This is a genomic window from Duganella sp. 1224 (assembly GCF_013408245.1).
Classification (GTDB): Bacteria; Pseudomonadota; Gammaproteobacteria; order Burkholderiales; family Burkholderiaceae_D; genus Rugamonas.
In genome coordinates this window covers 1648322-1665105 of sequence record NZ_JACBYS010000001.1, presented here as the reverse complement: position 1 = coordinate 1665105, position 16784 = coordinate 1648322, and the positions used below count along the sequence as shown (strand labels likewise).

Sequence of the window (16784 nt, the reverse complement as noted above, 5' to 3'; positions counted from 1 at the left end):
GATCAGCCGGGTGACTGGCGCGCGCCATGACGCGCGTTGCCGAAGCTGATGATGGCCTGGACGCCGCGCCGCAGCGTGGCCACGTCATCCGAGATGTAGCCGATGCGGATGTAGCCCGGCGCGCCGAGCGCGTCGCCCGGCATCACCGCCACCGCGCTCTCGGCCAGCAGCTGTTCGCTGAAGGCCGGCGTATCGGTGGTCAGGCGCGAGATGTCGGCCCACAGGTAGGGGCCGGAGGCGGGACGGCGCATGGTCAGCCACGGCAGGCCGTGCACCAGGTCCAGCACCAGGTCGCGGCGCTGGCGGTAGTCGGCCAGCATGGCGGTCGGCTCGCCGGACTCGAAGGCGGCGGCCATGGCCAGTTGCGTCAGCATCGGCGCGGCGGCGGTGATCGGGCCTTGCAGCGTTTCCATCGCCGTCACCACGTGCGCGGGCGCCACCGCGAAGCCGGCGCGCCAACCCATCATGGCGTAGCTTTGCGAGGCCGAGAACAGCGTGACGATGCCCAGTTCGGGCCAGTCCGCCCGCGCGGCCAGGCTGGTGTGGACGCCGTCGAAGATCAGCTTTTCGTAGCTCTCGTCGACGATGGCGCGGGTGCCGGTGCGCCGCATCCAGGCGGCGATGCGGCCGATTTCCGCCGCGCTCAGCACCGCGCCGGTGGGATTGTGCGGATTGTTGATGATGAGGATGCGCGCCGGCGGCAGCGCGTCCAGCAGCGCGTCGGTGATCTCGTCCGGCAGGTCGACCAGCACCGGCTGCAGTTCCAGCAGTTTGCAGGTGGCCACGTAGGCCGGCCAGTGGGGCTTGAAGATGATGACGGCGTCGCCCGGATCGGCCATCACATACAGCGCCTGGTACAGGGCCTGCTTGCAGCCGCTGGTGACCAGGATCTCGGCTGCCGTGGCGGGAATGCGGTTTTCGCCGGCCACCTTGGCGGCCAGGCGCGCGCGCACCGCGGCGTCGCCGGCGACGGCGGTGTAGGGCAGGGAAGGCAGTTGCAGGCCGTCGCGCACCGCCGCCAGCACGGGGTCAGGGGCCTGGAAATGCGAGATGGCGATGGAAAAATCAATCACGTCCTCGCCGCGGGCTTTCATGGCGTCCACCCGCCCGTGCATGGCGGTGGTGGCCAGGGGACGGGAGCGGGCAATGCGGCGCGACAGGTCCAAATTGATTCTCCTCGGGAAAGAATTATTCTTACGTTAATCCGCGCTTTGCGCAAGGGGCAGTTGGCAATCGTGCGCGCAGGTCTGGTATCCTTACGTGGTTAACTAATGAGGAATTTATGCAGTTCACAACAAAAACAATTTGCCGCGCACTGGCGCTGGCCTTTATCGGCGTGGCCGGCGCCGCCACCGCGCAGGCGGAAGACATCATCAAGATCGGCCACGTGGCCGCCACTTCCGGTCCGGTGGCCCACCTGGGCAAGGACACCGAAAACGGCGCGCGCATGGCGGTCGATGAGCTGAACGCCAAGGGCGTGGTCATTGCTGGTAAAAAGTACAAGATCGCGCTGCTGGCGGAGGACGACGCCGGCGATCCGAAGCAGGCCACCACGGTGGCGCAGAAGCTGGTGGATGCCAAGGTGCAGGGGGTGGTCGGCCACCAGACGTCCGGCACCACGATTCCGGCCTCGCGCATCTATTACGGCGCCGGGATTCCGCAGATTACGCCCTCGGCCAGCTCGCCGCAGTACACGCACCAGCGCTACAACACCACCTTCCGCAACATCGCCAACGATGAGCAACTGGGCCCGGCGCTGGCGCGCTATGCGATGCAGACCATGCAGGTCAAGCGCATCGCCGTGGTGGACGACCGCACCGCCTACGGCAAGGGGCTGGCGGATGAATTCACCAAGACCGTCAAGCGCACTGGCGCCGCCACCGGCACCACCATCGTCTCGACCCAGTACACCAACGACAAGGCCACCGACCTGATGGCGATCCTGACCGCCATCAAGGCCACCAAGCCGGATATGGTGTTCTTCGGCGGCATGGACGCGGTGGCGGCGCCGATGCTGCGCCAGATGAAACAGCTGGGCTTCCCCATCAAGTTCATGGGCGGCGACGGCATGTGTTCGGATTCGGTGCCGCGCCTGGCCGGCGATGGCATGAGCGATGGCCAGGTGGTCTGCGCGGAGGCCGGCGGCGTCGAGAAGGCGCAGGAGAAGGGCATGGAAGACTTCCGCGTCGCGTACAAGAAGCGCTTTGGCGTCGAGGTGCAGACCTATGCCGGTTATGCGTATGACGCGGTGATGACGTTGGTGGAGGCGATGCAGAAGGCGGGCTCGCCGGATCCGGCCAAGTATCTGCCGGTGCTGGCCAAGATCCAGCACAAGGGGTTGCTGGGGAATGTGGCGTTTGATGCCAATGGCGATGTGCAGAATGGTCTGGTGACCATTTATAGCTTCAAGGATGGCCACCGGCAGAAGCTGGCGGTGGTCAAGTAAGCCCCGGACCCCGCACACCGCTGCGGCCGGGGTCTGACCCCGCATGGGGTCAGACCCCTTCGGCTTTGGGGTAAGGATCAGGCGCCGGGCGGTGGGCCGCCCGGGCCGGGGCGGGGCCCCCAGCCTTCCTCGCGGTGCTCGTTGTTGTTGGCGCCCGCGCCACCGAAGCGGTATGACAACCCCACGTAGAACACGCGGCCGTCAAACCGGCGGGTGCTGGTTTCGCGCAGCGTGTCGCTGTCGATGATGGTCTGCATCTTGTTGGTGTTGAACAGGTCCGTCACGTTGGCCACCAGCGTCAGTTGCGGCGTCACCGTGTGGCGCCAGCTCATGTTGAAGGTGTGGTTGGCCGAACGGTAGCCCTGGCCGGACAGCGTCTTGCCCATCACCTGCAGCGCCATCTGGATCTGGTTGGCCGCGTCATACGAATAGTTCAGCCGCGCGCGCCCGCTCAGCGAGTTGGCGGTGCGCGTCACCAGGTTGCCGCTGTCGTCGTAGAAGCTTTGCTGCGCGCGCGCCAGGTTGCCGCTGGTGTTCAGCGTCAGCGATGGCGTCAGCTTGCCGCTGACGGTGAATTCCAGTCCGCTCGAATGACTGCCTTCGCCATTGGCGCGGGTGGTCAGCAGCACATTGGGCGCGACGAAGTAGCGGTAGTCGACGATGGCGTCGGTGTCCTTGCGGTAGTAGCCGCGCAGATTGGTTTCCAGGCCGGCGATCCTGGTTTCGTAGCCGACCTCGAACGAATCGGTCTTGGTCGGCTTCAGGTTGGGGTTGCCCGAGAAGACGTTGAATTCGTCGCGGTAGGTCACGTACGGATTCAGGTCGTTGGCGTTGGGGCGGCGAATCCGGCGCGCGTAGGCAAAGCGCAGGTTGGCGTTGTCGCTCACCTTGTAGGTCGCGTAGGCGCTCGGGATGTAATTGATGTAGTGGTTCTTCGCCTCGACATTGCCGGTGATTTGGTTGATGTCCATGTCGGTGTACTCGGCGCGCAGGCCGGCCAGCGCGCCCCAGCGCTCGCTCAGGCGCATCTGGTAGGTGCCGTACAGCGCGTACACGGTTTCGTCCAGCTCGTAGGCGTTGGTGCGGCCGTTGTTGATCACCGCCGCGCCGCTGACCGGGTCGATGTCGGTGTACAGCGTGCTGACGTTGTTGTCATTGGTGGCGACCTTGTAGCCGGCCTTGGCAGTGCCGCCCCACAGCGGGCGCTCGTAGTCGCCGGTGAAGTCGACGATGCGCACGTCGTTGTGGTTGCGCTGGTTGGCCTTGGTGTCGACCCAGCCCGGCGTGGCGTAATCGTTGGCGTAGTTGTTGACGCTGTCGTTTTCCGAGGCCGAGACGCGCAGGTCGATCTTCAGCGTCTCGCCCGGCAGCGCGCCCTTGTGGTCGTAGCGCGCGCCCCAGCTGAAGTTGTCGCTGTCGCCGGTGCGGGTGGTGCTGCGCACGTAGTCGGCCGCCGGGATCAGGCTGGTGGCGCCGTTGATGTAGTGGTCGCTGCCGCGCTGGTCGTTGGTGCGGCTGTTGTACGAGGCGCTGCCGGTCAGCGTGTCGTTCTGGTTGAGGTTGTAGCTGACGGTGCCGTTCAGGCCAGCCATGTCGTTGAGGCCGCGGCCCACCGATTCCTGGCTGTTGTGGACGAACTGGCCGGTGCGCGGATCGAGCGTGTCGCGGGTCACCTCGGCGGTGGAGTTGCGGCCGTCGTGGCGCACGTTGGCGCTGCCCTGGAAGCCCCAGGCGCCCTGGTTGTAACTGCCGTTGACGGCGCTGTTGTAGCGCCCGGCCGTGCCGGCGTTGCCGTTGACGGTGGCCATGCCGCCGGGCTTGCGGTTGCGGCGCATCACCAGGTTCAGGATCGGGCCGCCGCCGGCCTCGTTGCCGAACTGGGCGCCGGGATTGTTGATCACCTCGACCGATTCGATATCGTCGGCCGCCATGGCCTGCAGCGCCGGGCCGCGGTTGTCGCCCTGCAGCATGGCCGACGGCTTGCCGTCCACCATGATCTGCACATTGGTGCTACCGCGCAGCGTGACGGTGCCGTCCGGATCGACGTTGACCGATGGCACGTTGTTCAGCGCATCGGCGGCGGTGCCGTTGGTGCTGGAGATGTCGGACTTGACGTCGTACACCTGGCGGTCGATGCGGTTGGTGGGGCGCTCGGCCGAGACCGTCACTTCCGGCACCACGTCCTTGGCCTTGGCGGGCGCGGCGGTGGTGGGAGTGGCTGGCTTGGCGGCTGGCTTTTCGGGAGTGGCGGTTTGGGCGTAAGCTGGCAGAATAGCGCTGCCGGTCAGGCAGCAGGTAAGCAGAATCTTTTGCATAATCTGGACGGCATGACGTCTCTAAGGGGTGAGTTGCCATTATACCAGTTGCATATTCGGGAACTGGCGGCATTTACACGTCTTTACGTGGCATTTACATAGCGAGAAAAGAGGAAATATGGCACGCGGCAGCGCCGTCATCGGCAAGGACAGTTACACCACCCGCATCGAGGTTGGCGGCCACGCGCTGACAGCCGACGAGCCGGCGCGCAACGGCGGCCACGGCGCCGGTCCGGCGCCCTACGACTACCTGCTGGCCGGGCTGGGCGCCTGCACCGCCATCACACTGCGCATGTATGCCGACCGCAAGCAGTGGCCGGTGTCGGCGGTGGCGGTCGAGCTGCACCTGACCCATGCCGAGGACGGCGCGCTGCTGGTGCGCCGCACGCTGAGCATCAGCGGCCAGGTGGACGCCGCGCAGCAAGCGCGCATGGCGGAGATCGCCGAAAAAACGCCGGTCACGCTGACACTCAAGGCCGGCATGCGCATCGACACCACGCTGGCTTGACACACCTGTACCGCGGCGCGCGACCGCAACCCGCGCGGGCTGGCGCCGCAGCGCGTTGAACTTCGTTTTGTGACGCTTTTGATCTTTTTCGGGAACCTGTTGACTGGGCTGTTGGTCTAACCATGGCAAGTTGAGCTGTATAACCGTTCCCGGGAGATGATATGAAGCTGATCCACGGTCTGGCGGGGCTGCTAGTGGCCGCCGCCTGTTGCTCTGCCGTCGCCGTCCCCTTGTTGGTCGAGGGTTTTGACGATGTCCGCACCCTGCCGGCCAGCGGCTGGGTATTGATCAACAACAGCGCGCCGCCTGGCACGACCGGGTGGTTCCAGGGTGATCCCGCCATATTCCCGGCCGCCGCCGGCCCGGCCGATGCCTACCTTGCCGCCAACTTCAACAACGCGGCCTATGGCGGCGCCGTCAGCAACTGGCTGCTGACGCCGGAAGTGGCGCTGGTCAACGGCGAGTCGCTGAACTTCTCGCTGCGCCTGCTGGGCGAGGGGCTGCTGGATCGGGTCGAGGTTTACTTCAGCCCGCACGGCGCCAGTACCGACGTCGGCGCCGGCTTCGCGCTGCTCGGCGCGTTCGAGGCGGACGCGGACACCGGCTGGCAAGAGCGCACCGTGCTGGTCAACGGACTGGCGGCGCCGGCCAGTGGCCGCTTCGGCTTTCGCTATGTGGTCGACGACACCAGTCTCAACGGCAACTACGTCGGCCTGGACAGCGTCAGCATCAACGCCATTCCTGAACCGTCCACCGTGGCGCTGGTCTGCCTGGGCGCCATTGCGCTGGGGAGTCGCCGCCTGCGCCGCCGCTGGCTGGCGGCCGGCGGCCTGGCCGGCGTCGCGCTGGCGGCCCACGCGGCGCACGCGGCGACCGCGGACGACCAAGGCGTGATGCGGTTTCCGCACGTGCAAGTCGTGGCTCAGCCGGCGACTGCGCCGGCGCCGCTCGCGCCGGACGGCCTCATGGCTTACAAGGATCCGGTCACCGGCCAGCTGACCGGACCGACGGCGGAGCAGTCGGCCTTGCTGACAGCCAAGCCGCGCGGCGCGGCGCCGCTGGCGCGCCAGGCGTCGCCGCAGGTGACGCGCGCCGCGCATGGCGGTGTGCGCCTGCGGCTCGACGAACGCCATGCGCGTTACGCCATGGCGCACAAGCAGACCGACGGCAGCGTCAGCACCACCTGCGAGCCTGCGCCGGGAGACCAGCCATGAACAAGCTGCTGACCGCATGCCTGGCGCTGCTGCTGTGTTCCACCAGTTGGGCGGCCGCCACCATCACCATCGTCAACGGCGACCCGCCAGGCGTTGGTTTCAACGATCCCGCGCCAGTGGCGCCGGTCGGCGGCAACGCCGGCACTACGCTCGGCGCGCAACGGCTGAACGCCTTCCAGGCCGCCGCCAGCAAATGGGGCGCAACGCTGGACAGCAGTGTCCCCATCCGTGTACTGGCGACCTGGGACGCGCTGCCGTGCAGCGACACCGCCGCCGTGCTGGGCAGCGCCGGTGCGCTGGAGGTGTTCGCCGATTTTCCCGGCGCGCCGCAGGCCAATGCCTGGTTCGGCAAAGCGGAAACCAACAAGCTGATCGGCGTTGACGCCGACCCCGAGGTGCCCGATATCCGCGCCCGCTTCAACGTTAACCTCGGCCAGCCAGGCTGCTTCACCGGCTCGCCGTTCTATCTCGGGCTGGACAACAACCACGGCCCGCACACCGACCTGGTGACCGTGCTGCTGCACGAGTTTGCCCATGGCCTGGGCTTCCAGACCTATACCGACGACGAGACCGGCGAACTGCTGGCCGGCGTGCCCAGCATCTGGGACTACTTCCTGCTGGACACCACCACCGGCAAGGTGTGGAAGGACATGAGCGATGCCGAACGGGCCGCCTCGGCCATCAAGTCGGGCAAGCTGGTGTGGAATGGCGTGCAGGTCACCAACGCCGCGCAGATCGTGCTGCAGCCCGGCACGCCGATCCTGACGGTGCTGACGCCGGCGTCGGTGGCGGGTGTCTACCAGGTGGGCACGGCGGCGTTCGGGCCGCCGCTTGGCAGCCCGGGCCTGACCGGCGAGGTGATGCCGGTGGTCGACACGCCGCCCGACCTGGGGCTGGCTTGCGCGCCGCTGTCGGCCGTCAACGCGCTGGCGGTACGCGGCAAGATCGCGCTGGTCGACCGCGGCGCCTGCACCTTCGTGGTCAAGTCGCGCAATGTGCAGGATGCCGGCGCCATCGGCCTGATCGTGGCCGACAATGTGGCCGGCGCGCCGCCGTCCGGCATCGGCGGCAGCGATCCGGGCATCCACATTCCGGTGGTGCGCATCACGCTGGAGGACGGGCAGGCGCTGAAGCGGGTGATCGCGCGCCGTTCGCGCAGCCATTCCGGGCTGTTTGCCAACCTGGGCGTCAACCTGGCGGTGCGCGCCGGCACCGACCCGCTGGGCCGCGTGCTGATGTATGCGCCGCGCCCCAATCAGCCGGGGTCGTCGGTGTCGCATTACGATACCAGCGCCACGCCCAACCAGTTGATGGAGCCGGCCATCAACGCCGATTTGACGCACGAGGTGAAGCCGCCGTTCGACCTGACTTATCCGCTGCTGAAGGATATTGGCTGGTGATCGGTGGCGGTCGTTAGCGCTTGACGCGTCATGTCGGCGCAGGCCGGCATCCATACCCCGCATGCGTCGTGGCGGGCAAACGTTCCATGGGCCCCCGGCCTGCGCCGGAACGACACCGTTGGCCGAACGGCGTTAGTGCCAGCCGCCACCCAGCGCCTTGATCAGGTAGACGGCGTTGACCATCTGCTTGCCGCGCAACTGGACGGCGGTGCGCTGGTTGGTCAGCAGCGTCTGCTGGGCGGTGATGACGTCGAAGTAGGTTTCAACGCCGCCGGTGTAGCGGTCGTTGGCCAGGTCCAGCACGCGGCGCGAGGCGGCCACGCTGGCCTCGGCCGACTGGTGGGCGCGTTGCAGCGTGGCGGCGCCGCTCATGCCGTCCTCGACTTCCTGCATCGCGGTCAGCACGCTTTGCCGGTAGCCGGCCACGGCGCCGGTGTAGCCGGCCTGGGCGATGGCGACGTTGGCGTCGGTCTTGCCGGCGTCGAACAGCGTTTGCGTCAGCGCGGCGCCCAGCGACCACAGCAGGCTGGGGGCTTCGATCAGCTTGCTCATCTGGCTGCTGTCCCAGCCGCCGCCGGCCTGCAGGTTGATGCTGGGGAAATAGGCGGCGCGGGCGACGCCGATGTTGGCGTTGGCGGCCGCCACCGCGCGCTCGGCGGCGGCGATGTCGGGCCGGCGCTGCAGCACCGTGGCCGGCAGTGCGACCGGCAGTGTGGGCGGCGTCAGCGTGCTGGTGGCCGGCGCCAGCTGGAACGATGGGGCCGGCGTGCCCGTCAGCGTGGCCAGCGCGTGCTGGTACTGGGCGCGCTGCTGGTTCAGCAATTCCAGCTGCGTTTGGCTGGCGTCCAGCAGTGATTGCTGTTGGGCCAGGTCGAGGCCGGTGGCGGCGCCGAGTTCGTGGCGTGCCTGGATGAAGTCGTAGGCCTTGCGTTGCAGCGCCAGGCTTTCGTTGAGCACGCCGATTTCGGCGTCCAGCTCGCGCAGGTTGAAGTAGTCGGCGGCCAGCTCGGCCACCAGCACCAGGCGGGCGTTTTCAAAGTCGGCGGCGGCCTGTTGGGCGGAGGCTTGTGCGCCGCTCACCGTGCTGCGCACGCGGCCGAACAGGTCGGCTTCGTAGTTGACGGCAAAGCCCAACTGGTAGTTGTTTTGCACCGTGGACTGGTTGGTGACGTTGTAGGCGTTCAGCGGGCGGTTGGCCGAGGTCTTCTGGCGTGCCGCGCCGGCCTGCAGGCTGGCCTGCGGGAACAGGCCGGCCGAGCTGACGGTGACCTGCGAGCGCGCCTGGTCGAGCCGGGCGGCGGCGGCGGCCAGGTTCTGGTTGCGCGCCAGCGCTTGCTGTACCAATTGGTTCAGTTGGGCGTCGCCGAAGATTTCCCACCAGTTGCCTTTCAGCGCGGCGTCGTCTGGCTTTGCGGCCTGGAACGGTACTGGCGATTGCCAAGCCGCCGGCACGTCGACGGCCGGCTGGTGATAGACCGGCGCGCTGGCACAGCCGGCCAGCAGCAGGGCGGCCACCAGCGGCGCCAAGGCTCCCTTGCGCAGCAACGGCTTCATGGCGCCGCCTTCGCGCCGCTGGCGCCCGCCCCGGCGCTGGCGCCCGCGCTGGCCCCGGCGGCGACGGTGCGCACCTGCACCACGTCGCCATCGGCCAGCGAGTCGGGCGGGTTGACCACCAGCTTGTCGGCGGTGGTCACGCCGCTCAGCAGTTCGATATTGGTGCCCAGGTCATGCCCCAGCGTCACCGGCTGCAGCCTGACCTTGCCGCCGTCGCCCACCACCGCCACGCGCGGCCCCTCGGGGCGGAACAGCAGTACGTTGGACGGCGCCAGCAGCGCGCCGGAGCTGCCGTCCAGCGGCAATGACACCTGCACATACGACCCGGCCAGCAGCGCGTTATCCTTGTTCGGCAGATTGATCTCCAGCTGCAGCGTGCGGGTGGCCGCGTCGATGGCGCCGGCCGTGCGCGCCACCGCCCCCTCGAACACCTTGCCCGGCAATTCCGCCTGCGTGATCGTCACCTTGTCGCCGACCTTGATGCGCTGCGCGTACGACTGCGGCACGTAGACATACACCCGCAAGGTGTCCACCTGCGCCAGCCGGAACAGCGCGTTGCCGGCGCCGCCGTTGCCGCCGTTGATCAGATCCCCGACCTCGACCGAGCGCGCCGTCACCACGCCGGCGAACGGCGCCAGCACGCGCTTGAACGCCTCGGTGCGCTGCAGCCGCCGCACATTGGCCTCGGCCGCCGCCAGGTTGGCCTGCGCCTGGGTGTAGGCGCTGGTACGCTCGTTGAGCTCCTGCTGGGTCACGGCGTCGCGCTTGCTCAGCGCCTCCCAGCGCTCCGCCGAGGTCTTGGCCAGCGCCAGGCTGGACGCCGCCTGCTCGCGCGCCGCCACCGCCTGCGACAATTGCTGGTCGACTTCCGGCGTGTCGATCTCCGCCAGCAGATCGCCCTTGTTGACGTGGGCGCCGATATCCTTGGTCCAGCGCAGCACATAGCCGCTGGCGCGCGCATAGATCGGCGACTCGATCAGGCCCTGCAAGGTGCCGGGCAGCGTCAAGCCTTCGCCGCTCTTGGCGGCCTTGGCGCTGGTGGTCACCACATACTGCTGGTTCAGCGCCACGCTGGCCTGATGCAGCCCGTCCGCGTGGACGGAACGCTGCGCCAGCGTCAGGCCGCCGCCCACCAGCAGCAGCGCGACGACGATGGCGCCGGCCAGCCTGGCGCGCTTGAATACCGCCGCGCGATGCGGATACGCGTGGCCTTCTCCCGAGGAGCTATGGATGCCGAGTGCGGCGTGACGATGTTCGGACATATCAAGTGTTCCCTTCAGCGACAGCAGGCATGGCGTGCGCGGCGCGGCCGGCACGCTGTTCAAAATAACGGTGCACGGTGGCGAATACCACCGGCACAAACAACAGCGTCGAAACGGTGGCGAACAGCAGGCCGCCGATCACGGCGCGGCCCAGCGGCGCGTTCTGCTCGGCGCCTTCGCCGAAGCCGATGGCCATCGGCACCATGCCGATGATCATGGCCAGCGCCGTCATCAGCACCGGCCGGATGCGCGTGGTGCCGGCCTCCAGCGCCGCCGACAGCGCCGACACGCCGGCATCGAGCTGCTGGCGCGCGAACGACACCATCAGGATCGAGTTGGAGGTGGCCACGCCCATCGTCATGATGGCCCCGGTCAGCGCCGGCACGCTCAGCGTGGTGCGCGTCAGGAACAGCATCCAGACGATGCCCGCCAGCGCCGCCGGCAGGGCGGTGATGATGATGAAGGCGTCCACCCACGACTGGAAGTTCACCACGATCAGCAGGTACACCAGCACGATCGCCATCGCCAGGCCGATGCCCAGGCCGGTGAACGACGACTGCATGGTCTCCACCTGGCCGCGCACGTCGATCTTGCTGCCGCGCGGCAGATGGGCGCGCGCATCTTTCACCAGCGTGTTGATGTCGGCGGCGGTGGAGCCGAGGTCGCGGCCTTCGACGCTGACGTAGATGTCGATCACCGGCGTCAGGTTGTAGTGCGAGACGTTGGCCTGCTGCACCGCCGGCACCACCTGTACCAGGCTGCTGAGCTGCTGGCTGGCGTCCTCGCCGTTGCCGGCGCCGCCCGGCGTGCCGGCCGCGCGCACCGGGGTGCGCAGCAGCGCGTCCAGGTCGTCGATATGATACTGGGGCGCCTGCACCGCCAGGTTGTACACCACGCCGTTGGCCGGATTGAGCCAGAACGCCGGCTGCGTCTGCGAGCTGCCGGACAGCGTGATCAGCAGGTTCTGCGCCAGGTCGGTCGGATTCAGGCCCAGTTGCTTGATCTGCGTGCGGTCCATTTTCAGGCCCAGCGTCGGCAGGTCCATGCGTTGCTGGATATGCACGTCGACCGTGCCCGGCACCTGCTTGACCTTCTTCATCAGCTCCGAGGCGATCTGGTAATTGCTGGCCACATCCTTGCCGGCGATCTGGATGTCCACCGCCGCCGGCTGGCCGAAATTGAGGATCTGCGTGACGATATCGGCCGGCTGGAAGAAGAACTCCACGCCGGGGAACTGCTTGGGCAGCGCGCGCCGCAACTGGTCGATATAGCCCTGCGACGGCGCGTGGTCGGCGTTCAGCGACAGCAGGATCTCGGCGTCCAGCGTGCCGATGGTGCCGGCGTTGCTGTACGAGAGATTGATGGCCGAGTAGGGCGTGCCCAAGTTGTCGAGGATGGTCTGCAGGTCGCGCTGCGGAATCACGGTGCGGATGACTTTTTCCACCTCGTCCACGGTGCGCGCGGTTTCCTCGATGCGGGTGCCGGTCGGCATGCGCATGTGCAGCCGGATCTGGCCCGCGTCCACCGACGGGAAGAAGTCGCGGCCCAGCGTGAACACCAGCCCAAGCGACAGCACGCAGAACAGGATGAACGACAGCCCGAAACGGCGGCGGTGCGTCAGCAGCGACGACAGCACCACCACGTAGGCGCCGCGGAAGCGCTCGAAGCCGGCGTTGAAGCGCTCGTAGGCGCGCTGCAGCAGATTGGGCTTGCCGCCGGCGGCCTGGTGGGCGTGGCCCATCATCAGCATGACCAGCGTCGGCACCAGGGTGCGCGACAGGATGTAGGAAGCGATCATCGCAAACACCACCGCCTGCGCCAGCGGCACGAACAGGTAGCGCGCCACGCCGGTCAGGAAGAACATCGGCACGAACACGATGCAGATGCACAGCGTGGACACCAGCGCCGGCACCGCGATTTCGCCGGCGCCCTCCGAGATGGCGGTGTACAGGTCCGAGCCCTGGTGCATATGGCGCTCGATGTTTTCGATGGTGACGGTGGCGTCGTCCACCAGGATGCCGACCGCCAGCGCCAGCCCGCCCAGCGTCATGATGTTGATGGTTTCGCCCAGCGCGAACAGCATCATGATCGACGACAGGATGGACAGCGGGATGGACACCGCGATGATCAGGGTGCTGCGCCAGTTGCCGAGGAAGATCAGGATCATGGCGGCAGTCAGCAGTGCGGCGATCAGCGCCTCGCGGATCACGCCGGAGACGGCGGCCTTGACGAACAGCGACTGGTCGAACAGCGGCGTGATCTTCAGCTCCTTGGGCAAGGTCTGCATGGCTTGTGGCAGCAGCGCCTTGAGCGAGTTGACGATGTCCAGCGTCGAGGCGCCGCCGTTGCTCAGTACCGACAACAGCACCCCGCGTTCGCCGTTCTGGCGCACGATATTGGTCTGCGGCGAGAAGCCGTCGCGCACGTGCGCCACTTCGGACAGGTAGGTGACCGCGCCATTCTTGTTCAGCACCGGAATCTGATTCAGGCCGGCGATGGTGTCCGGCGAGCCATTCAGGCTGACGTTGTACTCGGTGGCGCCCAGCTTGGCGGTGCCGGACGGCAGCGTCAGGTTCTGCACGCTGATGGCGTTGGTGACGTCGGTCGGCGTCAGGCCCTTGGCGGCCAGCGCGCGCGTGTCCAGGTCCACCGACACCAGGCGCGATTTGCCGCCGTAAGGGTAGGGCACCGAGGCGCCCGGGATGGTGATCAGCTGCGGCCGCAGGAAGTTGACCGCCGTGTCGAACATCGACTGCTCGGTCATGCTGCTGCTGGACAGGCCAAGCTGGATCACCGGGATGCTGGACGCCGAGTACTTGATGATTAGCGGCGGCTGCACGCCCGGCGGCAGCTGCTTGAGCTGCGCCTGTTCCACCGCCACCACCTGCGCCAGCGCGGTCTGGATATTGGCGTTCGGCTGGAAGAAAATCTTGACGATGGTGGAACCGGCCAGCGACTGCGACTCGATGTGCGCGATGTCGTTGACGGTGGTGGTCAGGCTGCGCTCCGTGGTGGAGGCGATGCGGTGCCCCATCTCCTCGGCGGACAGGCCGTTGTACTGCCAGATGACGCTGATGACGGGAATGTCAATTTCCGGCAGGATGTCGGTCGCCATCTTGGACAGCACCAAGGGTGTCGACAACAGGATGAGCAGCGCCATCACAATGAAGGTGTAGGGCCGCCGCAAGGCGATTTGTACGATCCACATAACTGTATGCCCACATATGGAAAATGCTATGGACGCTACAATGCGCTCGAACCGGCGCGGCGACAACTTCCGTTTGGCAGGGGTCAGGCGGGGGCGGTGGTGACGTAATCGACTATGCGGTCGGCGCAGGCTTCGGAGATGGCCATGAAGCGCGCGCCGCTGCGGTAGCGGCCATGGGTGCCAACCGGATGGCTATGGACCACCGTCAGCGTGATCTCGTTGCGGATCGCGCTGCCGGGGAAGCAGAAATTCAGTACAAATTGTTCATCGGCCGGCATGGCCTGGTCGCTCACGAACGCCACGCCCATGCGCGAAATATCGATGATCTGCGCCGGTTGGGTATGCTGTCCGTGTATGTCGGTGAGATAGGCGTCCACTTGCAACAGGCGCCGTACATGCTCTCTTCTGGGGTCCATCGTTGTTTGGGATAGCCGCGAAAAGCGATAGTATAGTGCGACCGCGCACATACCGGCGATATGTTTTTCTCTACCCTGAAAGAATGACTACATCGCCCGACAAACAGATAACGAAGCTGCTGCGCAAGGTGTTCGGCATTGAATCCCTGCGCGACGGCCAACGCCGCGTGATCGACAGCGTGCTGGCTGGCCGCGACACCCTGGCCGTCATGCCCACCGGCAGCGGCAAATCGCTGTGCTACCAACTGCCCGCGCGTCTGCTCGACGGCATGACGGTGGTGGTTTCGCCGCTGATCTCCCTGATGAAGGACCAGGCGGAGCGGCTGGAGGAGGCGGGCATCGCCAGCGCGACGCAAGTCAACAGCAGCTTGTCGCGCGCCGAGGAGCTGGAAGCGCTGGAATCGATCGAAAAAGCCGGCAAGGACGTGGTGTTCTGCACCCCCGAGCGCCTCGCCACGCCTGAATTCCAGGAACTGCTGCGGCAGGCGGCCATCGCGCTGGTGGTCATCGACGAGGCGCACTGCATCTCCCAGTGGGGGCACGACTTCCGGCCGGCCTATCTGGAGATTGGCGCCGTGCTGGAAAAGCTCGGCAAGCCACAGGTGCTGGCCTTGACCGCAACCGCTACCGACGACGTCATCGCCGATATCCGCGCCCAGCTTGGGCGTCCGCGCATGCGCGTGGTGAACACCGGGATTTACCGCCCCAATCTGCAGTACCGGGTGCGGCAGGTCACCAATCCCGAAGAGAAAACCACCACCTTGCTGGACCTGGTACGCGACACGCCGGGCGTCGGCATTGTCTACGCCGCCACCGTCAAGGCGGTCAACGAGGCGTATCAGCTGCTGCGCGAGGCCGGCGAAAGCGTCACCATCTATCACGGCCGCTTAAAGGCGGCCGAGCGCAGCGAGAACCAGAACCTGTTCATGAACGGCGAGCGCCGCGTCATGGTGGCCACCAACGCCTTCGGCATGGGCATCGACAAAACCGACACGCGCTTTGTCATTCACCTGCAGGTGCCCGGCAATCTGGAAGCCTACTACCAGGAGTCCGGCCGCGCCGGCCGCGATGGCGAGGACGCCGAATGCACGCTGCTGTACTACCACGACGACACGCGCCTGCAAAAGTTCTTCCTCATGAAGAGCAAGGCGCCGGACGAGAAGCATGAACTCGACCGCGAAAAGCTGGAGCGCATGATTTCCTACGCGCAGAGCGGCTTTTGCCGCTGGAAGCTGCTGCTGGACTATTTCGGCGATCCGGTGCCCGGTTTTGAGAAGTGCTGCCGTTGCGATAACTGCCTGTCGCCGCCGGCGATATCAGGGGAGCACCTCGAACAGCAGGAACTGGGTCACCTGGGACTTGCTGAAGTTGTCGTCCGAGACCAGCACCAGGCTGGCGTGGCCGTTGGCTAGGCGCGGGCCGAACGCGATCCCTTCCAGGTTATCGATGATGGGCAGGCCGACGCTGCTCAGGTCCAGCACCAGCCGCTTTGTCATCGGCGTGAAGCGCGCGCCTTTCAGCGTCGGCAGGTGCTGCACGTCGGTGGCGCCGGCGGCATCCACCTCGTAAATGCGCACATACGTCTTGTAGCTGCCATCGTCAGCCTGCACGGCGGCGCGTTCCAGCGTCAGCATGCGGGTATCGCTCAGCGCCAGCATCTCCGAGATGCCGTTGTCGGCGGCCTTGCCCTTGCCCGGCCTGGCGGGGATGGCGTCCAGCGGATAGGCGTACTGCCCCAGCACCTCGCCGTCGCGGCCGAAATGGGTGATGCGGTTGACCGCGCCGTGCGTCGGATCCGGCTCCGGGCCATCCTGGTACATCGGGCCTTCCAGCGAGACCCACAGCGTGCGGCCGTCCGGCGCGAAACTCAGTCCTTCAAACGCCTGGTTGTCGCGCGGGCCGGACAGGCGCTCCTTCGATACCGTGAACAGCGGCGGCAGCGGCAGTTCGGACAGGAAGCCGCCGTCGCGTCGTGCGTGGCGTACAAAGGGATCGAGGCCCAGTTTGACGTCGCCCTCGCTGGCGTACCAGATGCTGCCGTCGCGCGGATCGACGCGCAGGGTTTCCAGGTCCGGCACCACGCCGTGGCCTTCCCTGTACGCCTCCTTCGACGGATAGACGCTGCCATCCGGCTGCTGCAGCAGGCTTACGCCGGTCAGCTGCACCGATTGGAAGGTGTGCTGGTCGAACGCCAGCCTGGCGCGGTAGTAGCGCGCCGGATTGTGTTGCGAACGGTCGTCGCTGATCATCACCCATTCGTCGCGGGTGGCATCGTAATCGATGCCGGACAGGCCGCCAACCATGGTGCCGGCGTACTGCATGCGGTAGGGCAGGCGTTGCTCGCCGATGAAACGCAGGCTGGAGATGGTGTCAGGCTGGCGGACGTGCAGTTGCGCGCAGCCGCCCAGCGACAGCGCGCAGGCGAGGGTGAGGAGGGTCTTTTTCATGGACGCGCATCATA

Annotated in this window: 12 protein-coding genes; 5 read left to right on the top strand and 7 right to left on the bottom strand. The window is 66.8% G+C overall.

Features of this window, described 5'->3' with window-relative positions; all coding sequences use genetic code 11:
- Positions 1 to 2: 2 nt before the first annotated feature.
- Complete coding sequence (locus FHW58_RS07430; RefSeq protein ID WP_229265074.1) at positions 3 to 1166, bottom strand: pyridoxal phosphate-dependent aminotransferase; 1164 nt, start codon at positions 1164 to 1166, stop codon at positions 3 to 5.
- A gap of 116 nt (positions 1167 to 1282) precedes the next feature.
- Between FHW58_RS07430 and FHW58_RS07425 the strand changes: the two genes are divergently transcribed.
- A complete protein-coding gene (locus FHW58_RS07425) occupies positions 1283 to 2446 on the top strand; it encodes a branched-chain amino acid ABC transporter substrate-binding protein (RefSeq protein ID WP_179672408.1) in 1164 nt (387 codons plus the stop codon).
- Positions 2447 to 2523: 77 nt separating this feature from the next.
- Here FHW58_RS07425 and FHW58_RS07420 read toward each other — a convergent pair whose 3' ends face one another.
- Complete coding sequence (locus FHW58_RS07420) at positions 2524 to 4761, bottom strand: outer membrane beta-barrel family protein (protein ID WP_179672407.1); 2238 nt, start codon at positions 4759 to 4761, stop codon at positions 2524 to 2526.
- Positions 4762 to 4879: 118 nt separating this feature from the next.
- On the opposite strand from FHW58_RS07420, the gene FHW58_RS07415 reads away from it, so the two are divergent.
- The 3 genes from FHW58_RS07415 to FHW58_RS07405 all read left to right on the top strand — a co-directional run bounded on the left by FHW58_RS07415 (position 4880) and on the right by FHW58_RS07405 (position 7883).
- Entirely contained in the window at positions 4880 to 5269 is a 390-nt protein-coding gene (locus FHW58_RS07415; RefSeq protein WP_179672406.1) for an OsmC family protein, read from the top strand.
- A gap of 161 nt (positions 5270 to 5430) precedes the next feature.
- A complete protein-coding gene (locus FHW58_RS07410) occupies positions 5431 to 6483 on the top strand; it encodes a choice-of-anchor J family PEP-CTERM protein (RefSeq protein WP_179672405.1) in 1053 nt (350 codons plus the stop codon).
- Positions 6480 to 7883, top strand: coding sequence for a PA domain-containing protein (locus FHW58_RS07405; RefSeq protein ID WP_179672404.1), 1404 nt, complete (start codon positions 6480 to 6482; stop codon positions 7881 to 7883). Before FHW58_RS07410 ends, FHW58_RS07405 begins: the two co-directional genes overlap by 4 nt.
- A 132-nt stretch (positions 7884 to 8015) precedes the next feature.
- Here FHW58_RS07405 and FHW58_RS07400 read toward each other — a convergent pair whose 3' ends face one another.
- From FHW58_RS07400 to FHW58_RS07385, 4 genes are all read right to left on the bottom strand, one after another.
- Positions 8016 to 9437: an efflux transporter outer membrane subunit gene (locus FHW58_RS07400; RefSeq protein WP_179672403.1), complete on the bottom strand. Its 1422-nt coding sequence runs from the start codon at positions 9435 to 9437 to the stop codon at positions 8016 to 8018.
- Positions 9434 to 10699: an efflux RND transporter periplasmic adaptor subunit gene (locus FHW58_RS07395; protein WP_179672402.1), complete on the bottom strand. Its 1266-nt coding sequence runs from the start codon at positions 10697 to 10699 to the stop codon at positions 9434 to 9436. The genes FHW58_RS07400 and FHW58_RS07395 overlap by 4 nt, the downstream gene beginning before the upstream one ends.
- Position 10700: 1 nt before the next feature.
- Positions 10701 to 13907, bottom strand: a complete 3207-nt coding sequence (locus FHW58_RS07390) for an efflux RND transporter permease subunit (RefSeq protein WP_179672401.1) — start codon at positions 13905 to 13907, stop codon at positions 10701 to 10703.
- 83 nt (positions 13908 to 13990) lie between these two features.
- The gene (locus FHW58_RS07385) at positions 13991 to 14323 is read right to left on the bottom strand and encodes a PilZ domain-containing protein (protein WP_179672400.1); all 333 of its coding nucleotides are present in this window, start codon (positions 14321 to 14323) and stop codon (positions 13991 to 13993) included.
- An 83-nt stretch (positions 14324 to 14406) separates the two neighbouring features.
- Between FHW58_RS07385 and FHW58_RS07380 the strand changes: the two genes are divergently transcribed.
- Entirely contained in the window at positions 14407 to 15735 is a 1329-nt protein-coding gene (locus FHW58_RS07380; RefSeq protein ID WP_179672399.1) for an ATP-dependent DNA helicase RecQ, read from the top strand.
- Here FHW58_RS07380 and FHW58_RS07375 read toward each other — a convergent pair.
- The gene (locus FHW58_RS07375) at positions 15640 to 16770 is read right to left on the bottom strand and encodes an esterase-like activity of phytase family protein (RefSeq protein WP_179672398.1); all 1131 of its coding nucleotides are present in this window, start codon (positions 16768 to 16770) and stop codon (positions 15640 to 15642) included. The genes FHW58_RS07380 and FHW58_RS07375 overlap by 96 nt on opposite strands.
- Positions 16771 to 16784 lie beyond the last annotated feature (14 nt).